This window comes from Streptomyces sp. ISL-36, assembly GCF_018614205.1.
Lineage (GTDB): Bacteria > Actinomycetota > Actinomycetes > Streptomycetales > Streptomycetaceae > Streptomyces.
Window position 1 is genome coordinate 13,444 of sequence record NZ_JAGGOS010000057.1, and the last position, 11,665, is coordinate 25,108.

Sequence of the window (11,665 nt, forward strand, 5' to 3'; positions counted from 1 at the left end):
ACGCCGCTACGCGCGCGTGGCGGCGCGGGAGAGTTCGTCCAGGGTCGCGGCGACGGCCGGCACCTGGGCCAGATCGGGCAGCGTGAGGGCGACGATCTCGCGTTCGACGGCCGGCTCCACGGCCACGGTCCGCGCCCCCTTGGGGCGTACCGACTCGATGGCGAGCTCCGGCAGGACGGCCACCCCCAGACCGGCACCGACCAGCCCGACCACGGCCGGGTAGTCATCGGTGGCGAAGTCGATGCGCGGCGTGAAGCCGGCCTCCTCGCAGACCTCCACCAGCTGACGGCGGCAGCGCGGGCAGCCCGCGATCCAGGACTCCTCAGCCAGTTCGGCGATCCCCACCGACTCCGCGTCCGCGAGCCGGTGAGCCTCCGGCACCAGGCCGACGAGCCGGTCGGCGAGCAGCGGGCGGACCACGAGGTCGTCCCACTCGGCCGGGCCCGCCCCGTATCGGAAGGCGAGGGCCACGTCGCAGTCGCCGTCCCTGAGCATCTCCACCGAGCGCGGCGGCTCGGCCTCCACCAGCGAGACCCGGGTGCCCGGATGTGCCGCGCGCAGGGCGGCGAGGGCGGTGGGGACGAGGGTGGAGCTGCCGCTGGGGAAGGAGACCAGACGGACGCGGCCGGCGCGCAGACCGGCGATGGCGGCCACCTCCTCCTCCGCGGCCGTGAGGCCGGCGAGGATGCCCGAGGCGTGGCGGACCAGCGCCTCGCCCGCCTGGGTGAGGCGCATCTCGCGGCCGGTCCGGATCAGCAGCGGGGTGCCCGCGGAGGATTCGAGCGCCTTCATCTGCTGGCTCACCGCGGGCTGGGTGCAGCCCAGTTCGCGCGCCGCGGCGGAGAAGGAGCCGGTGGCCGCGACGGCGCGCAGGACGCGGAGATGGCGTGCCTCGATCATGCGTCGAGCATAAGCGACTCTTGGGCCTTGCGGCCAATATCCCCCTCATGTCTTTGAGGAGAATCGCCTAGGGTGCCGCCATGAAGGTGATCAGCGTGAATGCGGGCCCGGCGAAGGCCGTGGAGTACACCGACGCCCCCTCCGGGACGACGGGCATCGACAAGCGGCCGATCGAGGGGCCGGTACGGGTCGAGGCGCCCGGGCCCCGTGGCGTCGGGGCGAGCGGGGTCGCCGGGGACGCGGTCTGCGACCTGCGGTTCCACGGCGGCGACGACCGGGCGGTGTACGCCTTCGCCCGGGAGGACATGGACCTCTGGGAGCGGGAACTGGGTAGACCACTGGCCAATGGTTCCTTCGGCGAGAACCTCACCACCCTCGGCCTCGATGTGAACGGGGCCCTGATAGGGGAGCGCTGGCGGATCGGCCGGGACGTGGTCCTCGAGGTGACCGGGGGCCGCATCCCCTGCCGTACCTTCGCCGGCTTCGTCGCGGAGCAGGGCTGGGTCCGGCGCTTCACCGGGTCGACGGCCGGCCCGGGCGCGCTGCTGCGGGTGATCGAGCCGGGCGAGTTCGCGGCCGGCGACCCGGTGAGCGTCGTGCACCGGCCGGAACACGGGGTCACCGTCGCGCTGTTGCACCGGGCCGCGACGACCGAGCGCACGCTGCTGCCGAGCACGCTGGTCGCGGCCGAGTGGATGGAGTCGGGTCTCCTCGGCCTCGCCCGCACGTACGCGGAGAAGTACGGAACCGACGCGTAAGGGGCCGCAAGGGGCAGCAACGGGCCGGCGGCGCTCCGGTCGCGCACCACTGCCCGTGGTGGCGCGCCGGAGGGGCACTACCGTGCCGCTATGACGACTGCACTGATTACGGGCGCGACGGCGGGGATCGGGGCCGCGTTCGCGCGGAAGCTGGCGGCGGACGGACACGACGTGGTGCTCGTGGCCCGCGATGTGAAGAGGCTGCGGGAGCAGGCGACCGAGCTGCACGACCGGCACGGCATCGAGGCCGAGGTCCTCGCCGCGGACCTCTCCGAGGAGAAGGGCATCGCCGCGGTCGAGGCCCGGCTCTCCGATCCCAGACAGCCGGTGGACCTGCTGGTGAACAACGCCGGCTTCGGCAACAAGGGCCAGTTCCTGGACGTGTCCATGGCCGACGAGCTGAAGATGCTGACGGTGCACTGCGAGGCGGTGTTGCGGCTGACGTCGGCGGCGGCGCGGTCCATGCGCACCCGGGGCCGGGGCGGCGTGGTGAACGTGGCCTCGGTGGCCGCGTTCGTGCCGCGGGGCACGTACGGGGCGTCGAAGGCGTGGGTGGTGCAGTTCACCCAGGGCGCGGCGCGGGACCTGGCGGGCAGCGGGGTGCGCCTGATGGCCCTGTGTCCCGGGTTCGTCCGTACGGAGTTCCACGAGCGGGCCGGGATGGGGACGGACAACATCCCGCGCTGGATGTGGCTCGACGCGGACAAGCTGGTCGCGACGGCCCTGTCCGACCTGGCGCGGGGCAAGACGCTCTCCATCCCCGACCCGCGCTACAAGGCGCTGATGGGCGTGGTGAAGCTGGCGCCGCGCGGCCTGCTCGGAGGGGTGTCCTCCAAGGCGGGCCGCGCATACGGACCGAGGTGACGGGCGGGAGCTCAGCCGACGCCGGGGCCCTCGTACGCTCCGATGGTGGGGGCCGACGTCGCCGACACGTCGTTACCGAACCAGTCCTTGCCGCCGTTGTCCGCGACCAGGATTCCGGCGGACAGGGCCGGGGAGCCGGTGGAGAGCCGGAAGTCGGGGCGCAGCAGCGGGTCGGCGTCGATGCCGCCGGGGTTGGGGCGGGTCATGGCGATGCCGTGGAAGAGGTTGTGGGAGAAGGCGAGGCCGGGCGTCGGGTTCTTGAAGGCGTAGCCGCCGCTCGGGCCCTCGTTGACGAAGATGTTGTTGCGGAAGGTCAGTTCGTGCCGGGTGGTGGCGGGGCTGCCGGCGTCGTCCTGGACGAGGTGGCCGGGGGTCGTGGTCCGGTTGACGAAGGTGTTGTTGTAGATCTGGGTGTTCAGGATCGGGCCCCAGCAGTTCTGGACGAGCCGGGCGCCGTCGTCGCGGCTGACGTTGTAGCGGACGACGGTGTCGAGGGTCCTGGCTCCGCTGTAGGGGCAGATGAGCAGGAAGCCGCCGGTGTTGTCGTGGCTGTAGTTGTACTGGAAGACGGTTCCCTTGGACGCTCCGTCGGCGTCCAAGGACATGCCGTCCTTGGTGTTGCCGCCGCCTGAGACCTCGTTGTGTTCGATGACGGTGTCATCGGTGTTGAAGGTCCATATGCCCGCGTTGGCGGCCTTGGAGCGGAGCTGGAAGCCGTCGAGGCGGTTGTGGTCGATCCGCGCGCCGCTGGTGGTGTCGATCTTGATGCCGTCGCCGGCGAGCGAGGTCAGCGTGTTGTGGTGGATCCGGACGTTCAGGCTGGGCGTCCAGGCGCCGGGGTAGGCGTTCGGGTCCTGCTGGTTGCCGACTAGGTCCCGCTTGGAGAACCGGGACTTGAAGTAGATGCCTTCGCGGTCGACGTCCCGGATCTCGTTGTGATGGATGTTCAGGCCGTCGTACCAGCTGGGGACGGTGGTGCCCTCGACGGCGATGTGGAGGGCGCTGGAGCCGGTGAGGGTCTTGAAGTCGCCGCCCCGCACGTCGTGGACGAAGAGGTGGTCGAGGGTGATGTTCTTCGCCGGTCCGTAGTCGCTGAGCCGCAAGCGGACGCCGTTGCGTTCGGTGCCGGGGGCGGCCGCGTTGGTGATCTCCAGGCGGGTGAGCCGCAGATGCTGGGTGTCGGCGAGCAGGACGGCGTCGTGGGCGCCGTTGCCGTCGATCACGGCCCGGCCGGGTGCGTCGCCGTAGTCGGCGATGGTGAAGGGGTGGGTGGCCGAGCCCGCGCCCCGGGGCTGGAGGGTGCCGGTGCAGGTGGTGCCGCGCTTGAACAGGAGCCGGTCGCCGGGGCCGTAGGGGTGGGCGTTGGCCTCGGCGAGGGTGGTCCAGGGGCGCGCGGCGCTGCCGTCGCCGGCCGCGGTGGCCGAGCAGTCGACGTGGTGGCGGTCGCCGGGCGGCGCCGCCTCGGCGGGGGCGACGGTGACCAGCGACAGCGCCAGGGCGGCGGTGACGGCGGCGAGGGTGGCGTGTGTACGACGGTGTCTCACAGATCCTCCGGGTCGAGGGCGAGTCGGGCGGTGGTTCCGTTCTGCCAGGTCACGTGGATGGTGCGGCCGTCGACCTGGACGGCTGCGAGGGCGGTGACAGGGGCCGGGTCGGGCTCCGAGGTGAGGGAGGCGAGGGCGACGAAGAGGGACTCGGCGCCGCTGGTGGTGGCGTGCAGGGCCGCGGTACGGGTGTCCGGGCCCTGGAGGGTGGGGCCGGTGGCGAGGGGAACGGCGTCGGCGGCCGGTGGGTAGCCGTGGACCGGGTGGAGCTGGGCGGTGGGCCCCTCGGGGGTGGTGGCCCAGCCGGTCTGGCACACGGGCGTTCCCTCGGGGGCGCCGAGCACGAGATGGGCGCGGACCTCGGCGCGGCCGTGCGCGAGGGTCGCGGAGAGGACCCGGATGCCGGGCAGGGGGGTGTGCAGGGAGGCGGCCCAGCAGGGGCCGGTGGAGACGGGGGTGGCGGGGCCGCGCCGGGTGACCTGGCCGTCGACGACCAGGGCGAAGTGGTTGTCGGCCCGGTCGGGCGGGGTGGTCGGGCCGGTGCGGGTGGAGTACGCGTAGCGGGCGTAGCCGCTGTCGTCGTCGCCCGCCGGGTCGCTGCTCACATGGTTGCTGCCGTGGTTGTGGAGGCGTACGAGTCCGTCGGCGGCGGTGGACTGGATGAGCAGTCCGGCCGGGGCGACGGGGCGGACGGTGTCGGCGCGCTCGGCGGGGAGCGGCTCTTCACGGTCGGCCCATGCGGGGTGGTCGGCGGGGAGGAGGAGGCCGAGGAAGCCCTTGGCGGCCCAGTAGGGCGAGCCGGGGCCGGAGTAGCTCTGGACGATCGGCATGTGGGGGCCGTGCCAGCCGAGGGTGAGCAGGCCGTTCTCGTCGGTGGCGCCGCGGTCGAGGAAGTACCGCAGCGTGCCGGAGCCGAGGCGGCGGGTGGCGCCGGGCGTGAGCGGGGTGTGGCCGGTGAGGGCGCCGAGCCAGGGGGCGGCCGCGGCGGCAAAGCGGTAGATCAGGGAGCGGCCGTACGGGAGGGGGGCGCCGTTGGCGTCGAAGAGGTGGACGTGGTCGTCGAGTTGGGCGCGCAGCCGGGGGCCGTAGCGGTCGAGGAGGTCCCGGTCGCCGGAGAGGTGGGCGTGCAGGACGGGGTAGAAGTGCAGGGCCCAGGCGTTGTAGTGGTCGAAGGCCCGGTTGTCGCCGTCGCTGTACCAGCCCTCGCCGAGGTACCACTGCTCGATGCGGTCGAGCGAGCGGTCGATGGTGGCGGCGGCGCGGTCGGTCTCGACGCCGGCGTCCTGGAGGAAGCCGGCGACGGTGAGGCCGAAGAGCCACCAGTTGTTGTCGACGGGGGACGGTTCGAGGGCGGGCAGCAGCCAGTCGACGGCGCGCTGCCGGGTGCGGTCGTCGAGGGTGTCCCAGAGCCAGGGGCGGGTCAGACGCAGGGAGAGGGCGACGGAGGCGGATTCGACGACGGCCTGGCGCACATCGGTCAGCAGGGGCCAGGATTCGGGTCCTGGCCCGCCCGGAGCGGTGGTTCCGGCCTCAAGTCCCCCGGCGTACCGGGTGAGATGGCCGAGGAGGTCGGCACCGTGGGCGCCCGCGACGCGGAGCGCTGCGAGGAGGAACGTACGGGCGTACCCTTCGAGGCCGTCGGAGCGGACGCCCGACCAGCTGGGGCGGGGGCCGGGGAGGTCGACGAGGCCGTGGCGGGGTGTGGCGTAGGGGCGTACGGCGAGGAGGAGTTGGTCGGCGCGGTCCTCCCAGTGCGCGCGGGTCCAGCCGGTGAACGGGCTGAGCTCACGGTTCTCGGGCGGCGTGGGCATGATGCTCCCTGAGGCGGACGTCGGCGTCGCCCGGAATCATGAACGCGGCTCGATCGAACGTCAATGGATCGGACCGAATGATCGAAACTCCCGCCGTTCGATCATTTTGCATTAAGGTCTGGTACCGGGACGGCGTCCCGCCGGACCACCACACCGCGAGGGGGAGGAACGCCGTGCGCGAGAGTTCCGTCGAACGTCACGACCGACTGCTGGCCCTGGTGCGCGAGCGCGGTACGGCACGCGTCTCCGACCTGGCCGTTCTGCTGGGGGTCTCCCCCGTCACCGCGCGCCGGGACGTCGAGGCGCTGGCCGCGAGGGGCCTGCTGGACCGGGTGCACGGCCAGGTCTCCTGGCCGGAGCGCCAGGCCGCCGAGGGCGCGGGCCGCCCGGCCGGTTCCGGCTCCGGCGCCTTCGCCGGCGCAGGCGCAGGCGCAGGCGCAGGGCTGGTCCTCGGGCTGCTCGCCCCCTCCGCCACGTACTACTTCGCCGAGGTCATCCGGGGTGCGCACGAGGCCGCGGCGCGGGCCGGGGCCCGGCTCATCCTGCGGATCTCGGACTACCGCCCCGAGGAGGACCGGGCCCGCACCGAGGGCCTGCTCGCGGCCGGCGCCGAGGGCGTGCTCGTCGCGCCCGGCTGGCGGGGCTCGGAGGACCGGCTCGCGTACGGGGACTGGCTGGCCGAACTCCCCGTACCGGCCGTGCTCCTGGAGCGCCGCGCCGACCCCGGCACGCCGCTCGACGGCCTGGACCGGGTGGCCTCCGACCACGGCCACGGCGTCCTGCTCGCCCTGCGCCACCTGCTGGAACTGGGCCACGGCACCCCGTTGCTGGTGGCCCGCGGGGACAGCCCGACCGCGCTCGCGGTGCGCGCCGGATACGCCGAGGCGCTCCGAACCCTGGGGGCCGAGGCGCCCGGCCCCGTGATCGAGTCGGTACCGGCCGACCAGAACCCGGAGGGGTTCGAGCGCGCGGTGCGGGCCCTGCACGAGGCGGTCGTCTCCGGCCTGGCCAGCGCGGCCCTGGTCCACAACGACGTGGACGCGATCGAGATCGTGCAGCGCCTGGCGGAGCTCGGAGTGAAGGTGCCCGAGGACCTGGCGCTGATCGCGTACGACGACGAGGTCGCCGCCCTCGCCGACACCCCGCTGACGGCGGTCGCCCCGCCCAAGCGCCAAGTGGGCCGCCATGCCACGGAACTGCTGGTCGAGCGGTTGACGGAGGCCCCGGACGAGGAGGCGGCGCGGCGCCATCTGAGCCTGCTGCCACGGCTCCGGGTGCGGTCCTCGTGCGGGGCTCCGGTCGAGCCGCGGCCGCCGCGAGCCTTCTGATCGAACTGAGCTTTTTTCGATCAATCAATCTTTCGCTCTTGACTTCGGTCACGAACGGTCCAAGGATCGCGGCCACAACGTCCATGCCGTCCGCTTTCAGGAGCTGTGCCGTGAGCCGCAGTTGGAGCAGAACGTCCCGTGTCATAGCCGCCACCGCCACCGCCCTCGCCGTTCTCACGGCGTGCGGCGGCAGCGGTGACGACTCGTCCGCCGCAGGGTCCAAGGGGACCGACGGAAAGCCCGTGACCATCACCTTCTGGGGCTGGGCCAAGGGCTCCAAGGATGTGGTGGACGCGTTCAACGCCTCCCACCGGAACATCCAGGTGAAGTTCGAGGAGATCCCCTCCGGCACCGCCGGCGGCTACGCCAAGATCTCCAACGCCGTGAAGGCGGGCAACGCGCCCGACCTCGTCTCCATCGAGTACTCCTCGCTCCCGGAGTTCGTCAGCTCCGGCGCCCTGCAGGACATCGGCGGCGAGTTCACCGAGGCGGACCGGGCCGAACTGCTGCCGCAGGCGGTGGAGCTCACCACCCTCGGGGGCAAGACCTGGGCCGTCCCCTTCGACGCCGCCCCGCAGGCCTTCTTCTACCGCAAGGACCTGTTCGCGAAGCACAAGGTCGAGGTCCCCAAGACCTGGGACGACTTCAGGGCCGCCGCCGAGAAGGTGAAGAAGGCCGACGCCAAGGCCCGTATCGCCACCTTCTTCCCGGACGACCCGACCACCTTCGAGGCGATGGCCTGGCAGGCCGGCGCCCAGTGGTTCAAGGCCGAGAACGACACCTGGAAGATCAACACCACGGACGCGGCCACCACCAAGGTCGCCGCCTACTGGCAGGGCCTGGTCGACGCCGACCTCGTCCACAAGAACGCCTCGTTCAGCCCCGAGTGGACCGGCTCGCTCAAGAACGGCACCACCATCGGCTACCTGGGCGCCTCCTGGGGCGCGGGGGTCCTCAAGGGCACCCTGCCCGAGCAGAACGGCAAGTGGGCCGTGGCGCCCATGCCGAGCTGGGACGGCAAGCCCGCCAGCGGCATGCTCGGCGGCTCCACGTTCGCGGTGACGAAGGGCAGCGGGAAGAAGTCGGCGGCCGTCGAGTTCGCCGAGTGGATGTCGACCACCGAGGCCGGCGTCAAGGCCCGTATCGCCTCCGGCACCTCCAGCGCCTTCCCGGCCGCCACCGCGCTCCGCCCCGTCGCCAAGCAGGCCTTCGACGCGAGCTACTACGGCGGCCAGGACATCTACGCCCTCTTCGAGGAGGCCGGCGCCTCCATTGGCCAGAACTGGTCCTGGGGCCCGACCACCGGCACCACCAACACCGCCATCAAGGACCAGTTCGGCAAGATCACCGAGGGCGGTCCCACCATCGCCGACGCGATCAGGACCGGGCACGAGGCGACGGTCACCGAGCTGAAGAAGCGCGGCCTGAAGGTCGAGGGCTGACCTGATGAGGGCCCGCACCCGTGCCGCAGCGTTCCTGCTGACCCCCTTCTTCGTCCTGTTCACCGCGGTGATGGTGGTGCCGATCGGATACGCGGTCTGGCTCAGTCTGTTCACCGAGAAGCAGTCGGGGCTGGGCTTCGGCGGCACCGAGACCGTCTTCACCGGACTCGACAACTACACCGCGGCACTGGGTGACCGGGCCTTCCGCGAGGGCTTCGGCGTCCTGCTCGGATACTGTCTGTTCTACATTCCGCTGCTCATCGCCGGGGCCCTCGGCCTCGCCCTGCTCCTCGACTCGGCGCTCGCCCGCGCCCGCCGCTTCTTCCAGCTCGCGCTCTTCCTGCCGCACGCCGTCCCCGGCATCATCGCCGCGCTGATCTGGGTCTACCTCTACACCCCCCAACTCAGCCCGGTCGTCCAGGCGATGGAGGCCGGCGGGATCGGCTTCGACTTCTTCTCGCCCGAGGGAGCACTCCCCTCCGTGGTCAACATCGCGCTGTGGGAATGGCTCGGCTACAACATGGTGATCTTCTACGCCGCCCTGCAGGCCATCGACCGCTCCGTCCTGGAGGCGGCCACCGTCGACGGGGCGGGCGCCTGGCGCATCGCCTTCAGCATCAAGGTCCCGCTGATCCGCGCCTCGCTGGTGATGGTCGGCCTCTTCACCGTCATCGGCTCGCTGCAGCTGTTCACGGAGCCGCTGATCCTCAACAAGGGCACGGGCTCCGCCGTCACCTCGACCTGGACGCCGAACATGTACGCGTACACCGCGGCCTTCGACCGCAACGACTACGGACTGGCCGCGGCCGCGTCCGTCCTCCTGGCCCTGACGGCCGCACTGCTGTCCTTCGGCGTCACACGGCTGACCGGACGCCGGAAGGAGAAGACGGCATGAGCAAGCCCCGCCCCCGGAGCGCCTGGCTCTCCAGGACCGCCGTCAACGGCGCCCTCGTCCTCGCCGTCGTCTACATGCTCTTCCCCCTCGTCTGGCTGGTGACCGCCGCCACCAAGGACGCGGGCGGCCTGCTCGCGGGCAACGCCTTCTCCTTCGAGGGCTTCGACCTCGGCGGCAACCTCTCCCGGCTCGCCGAGTACAACGACGGCATCTACTTCCACTGGTACGTCAACAGCCTTCTCTACGCGGGTCTGGGCGCCCTCGCCTGCTCGCTGATCAGCGTCGCCGCGGGCTACGCCTTCGACAAGTACGACTTCCGGGGCAAGGAGAAGCTCTTCGGCGTCGTCCTGCTCGGCGTGCTCGTCCCCACCACCGCGCTCGCCCTGCCGATGTACCTCCTCGCCAGCGAGGTGGGCATCGTCAACACCTACTGGGCCGTGCTGATCCCCGTGCTCGTCAACCCCTTCGGGGTCTACCTCTCCCGGGTCTTCAGCTCCGGCTACATCCCCGACGAGGCCCTCGAAGCCGCCCGCATCGACGGCGCCGGCGAACTGCGCACCTTCTGGTCGATCGGTCTGCCCATGGTCATGCCGGGCTTCGTGACCGTCTTCCTCTTCCAGTTCACCGCGATCTGGAACAACTTCTTCCTCCCGCTGGTGATGCTCTCGGACCAGAAGCTCTTCCCGCTGAGCCTCGGCCTGTACGCGTGGAACAGCAACGCCCACGCGGAACCCGACTTCTACCCCCTCGTCGTCACCGGATCCCTGCTCGCCGTCGTCCCCCTCGTGGTCGCCTTCATCTCCCTGCAGCGCCACTGGAAGGCGGGTCTGACCGCCGGCAGCGTCAAGTGATCCCGAGCTGAGGAGCACACGTCCCCCGATGGACCGACCCCCTGAGAACACCGACAACCGGCCGACGCTTCTGCTCTCGATGGGCCAGGGCATCGCCGACCGGCTGCTGACGGACGCCCACCGCGCCCGGCTCGCCGCCCTCACCCGTACCGACCCGCACCTGGTCGCCCACGACCTCTCCTCGCCCGGCCCCCGCGTCGCCGCGGCCCTCGCCGAGGCCGAGCTCCTCCTCACCTGCTGGGGCGCCCCGCCCCTGACCGCCGCCGTCCTGGACCGGGCCCCGCGCCTGCGGGCCGTCGTCCACGCGGCCGGATCGGTCAAGCACCACATCACCGACGCCTGCTGGGAGCGCGGCATCGCCGTCACCTCGGCGGCGGCGGCCAACGCCCTGCCCGTCGCCGAGTACACGCTCGCCGCGATCCTCTTCGCCGGCAAACGCGTCCTGCACTCCGCCCAGCGGTACGGGCAGGTCCGCGCCGACCACGCGTGGACGGCCGAGTCGGAGGCCTGGGGCAACTACCGGCGCACGGTCGGACTGATCGGCGCCTCCCGGATCGGGCGGCGGGTGATCGAGCTGCTGCGCCCCTTCGACTTCGAGGTGCTGCTCTACGACCCGTACGTGGAGGCCGCCGAGGCCCGGGCCATGGGCGTGGAACCGGTCGGTCTCGACGCCCTGTGCGCCCGCAGCTCGATCGTCTCGGTGCACGCGCCCCAACTGCCGTCCACCGACCGGATGATCGGTGCACCGCAACTGGCGCTGATGCCCGACGGCGCCACGCTCGTCAACACCTCGCGCGGCTCCCTGATCGACGAGGAGGCGCTCCTCCCCCACCTCGTACGAGGCCGGCTCCACGCGGTCCTGGACGTGACCGACCCGGAGCTCCCGGCGCCGGACTCACCCCTGTACGAGCTGCCCAACGTGCTGCTGACCCCGCATGTGGCGGGGTCCCTCGGCAACGAGCTGCACCGGATGGCGGACCAGGCGCTGGAGGAGGTGGAGCGGTACGGACGGGGCGAGCCGTTCGCCGAGCGCGTCAGGCCGGCGGACCTGACACGGTCCGCCTAGCGTCTTTCGTCCGGATCGGGCCGGACCCCGCGAGCCCCGCCCGATCCGAACGAGAGGCCAGAGGGGGCGAAAGCCCGGATTCCGGCCCGCGGTCAGCATGTCCGCCCCTACCAGGCACGAGCGCGACTGGGGCTGCGAGCGTTCCTGCTGGCGACCCTGACGCTGGCCCTGGCCGCCCCGCTCGGGCAGGCGCTGCCGCGTCCGCT

General features: G+C 72.0%; 10 protein-coding genes. 7 read left to right on the forward strand and 3 right to left on the reverse strand.

The window, feature by feature from the left end; all coding sequences use genetic code 11:
- Positions 1 to 6: 6 nt before the first annotated feature.
- Positions 7 to 900 (reverse strand): LysR family transcriptional regulator, encoded by an 894-nt coding sequence (locus J7E93_RS15540; RefSeq protein ID WP_215069712.1) that lies wholly within the window; start codon positions 898 to 900, stop codon positions 7 to 9.
- Positions 901 to 980: 80 nt separating this feature from the next.
- Between J7E93_RS15540 and J7E93_RS15545 the strand changes: the two genes are divergently transcribed.
- A complete protein-coding gene (locus J7E93_RS15545) occupies positions 981 to 1,658 on the forward strand; it encodes an MOSC domain-containing protein (RefSeq protein WP_215069713.1) in 678 nt (225 codons plus the stop codon).
- Positions 1,659 to 1,748: 90 nt separating this feature from the next.
- Positions 1,749 to 2,522: an SDR family oxidoreductase gene (locus J7E93_RS15550; RefSeq protein ID WP_215069715.1), complete on the forward strand. Its 774-nt coding sequence runs from the start codon at positions 1,749 to 1,751 to the stop codon at positions 2,520 to 2,522.
- An 11-nt stretch (positions 2,523 to 2,533) separates the two neighbouring features.
- On the opposite strand, the gene J7E93_RS15555 is transcribed toward J7E93_RS15550, so the two are convergent.
- Both J7E93_RS15555 and J7E93_RS15560 read right to left on the reverse strand, forming a co-directional pair.
- Positions 2,534 to 4,066 carry a right-handed parallel beta-helix repeat-containing protein gene (locus tag J7E93_RS15555; protein ID WP_215069717.1) on the reverse strand — a complete coding sequence of 511 codons (1,533 nt, stop codon included), beginning with the start codon at positions 4,064 to 4,066 and terminating at the stop codon, positions 2,534 to 2,536.
- Positions 4,063 to 5,877, reverse strand: coding sequence for a DUF2264 domain-containing protein (locus tag J7E93_RS15560; protein WP_215069719.1), 1,815 nt, complete (start codon positions 5,875 to 5,877; stop codon positions 4,063 to 4,065). The genes J7E93_RS15555 and J7E93_RS15560 overlap by 4 nt, the downstream gene beginning before the upstream one ends.
- 173 nt (positions 5,878 to 6,050) lie before the next feature.
- On the opposite strand from J7E93_RS15560, the gene J7E93_RS15565 reads away from it, so the two are divergent.
- The 5 genes from J7E93_RS15565 (at position 6,051) to J7E93_RS15585 (ending at position 11,459) form a co-directional block, all read left to right on the forward strand.
- Positions 6,051 to 7,205 carry a substrate-binding domain-containing protein gene (locus tag J7E93_RS15565; protein ID WP_215069721.1) on the forward strand — a complete coding sequence of 385 codons (1,155 nt, stop codon included), beginning with the start codon at positions 6,051 to 6,053 and terminating at the stop codon, positions 7,203 to 7,205.
- Positions 7,206 to 7,315: 110 nt separating this feature from the next.
- Positions 7,316 to 8,647: an ABC transporter substrate-binding protein gene (locus tag J7E93_RS15570; RefSeq protein WP_215069727.1), complete on the forward strand. Its 1,332-nt coding sequence runs from the start codon at positions 7,316 to 7,318 to the stop codon at positions 8,645 to 8,647.
- Between the two features lie 4 nt (positions 8,648 to 8,651).
- Positions 8,652 to 9,542, forward strand: a complete 891-nt coding sequence (locus J7E93_RS15575; protein WP_215069729.1) for a carbohydrate ABC transporter permease — start codon at positions 8,652 to 8,654, stop codon at positions 9,540 to 9,542.
- Positions 9,539 to 10,393 (forward strand): carbohydrate ABC transporter permease, encoded by an 855-nt coding sequence (locus J7E93_RS15580; RefSeq protein WP_215069731.1) that lies wholly within the window; start codon positions 9,539 to 9,541, stop codon positions 10,391 to 10,393. Before J7E93_RS15575 ends, J7E93_RS15580 begins: the two co-directional genes overlap by 4 nt.
- Before the next feature lie 28 nt (positions 10,394 to 10,421).
- Positions 10,422 to 11,459, forward strand: a complete 1,038-nt coding sequence (locus tag J7E93_RS15585; protein ID WP_215069734.1) for a hydroxyacid dehydrogenase — start codon at positions 10,422 to 10,424, stop codon at positions 11,457 to 11,459.
- Positions 11,460 to 11,665 lie beyond the last annotated feature (206 nt).

Bases quoted from the DNA above. Each gene is read 5' to 3' on its own strand.
- J7E93_RS15580 (WP_215069731.1), top strand. From the start codon at position 9,539: ATGAGCAAGCCCCGCCCCCGGAGCGCCTGGCTCTCCAGGACCGCCGTC.
- J7E93_RS15550 (WP_215069715.1), top strand. From the start codon at position 1,749: ATGACGACTGCACTGATTACGGGCGCGACGGCGGGGATCGGGGCCGCG.
- J7E93_RS15560 (WP_215069719.1), bottom strand. From the start codon at position 5,877: ATGCCCACGCCGCCCGAGAACCGTGAGCTCAGCCCGTTCACCGGCTGG.
- J7E93_RS15575 (WP_215069729.1), top strand. From the start codon at position 8,652: ATGAGGGCCCGCACCCGTGCCGCAGCGTTCCTGCTGACCCCCTTCTTC.
- J7E93_RS15540 (WP_215069712.1), bottom strand. From the start codon at position 900: ATGATCGAGGCACGCCATCTCCGCGTCCTGCGCGCCGTCGCGGCCACC.
- J7E93_RS15545 (WP_215069713.1), top strand. From the start codon at position 981: ATGAAGGTGATCAGCGTGAATGCGGGCCCGGCGAAGGCCGTGGAGTAC.
- J7E93_RS15585 (WP_215069734.1), top strand. From the start codon at position 10,422: ATGGACCGACCCCCTGAGAACACCGACAACCGGCCGACGCTTCTGCTC.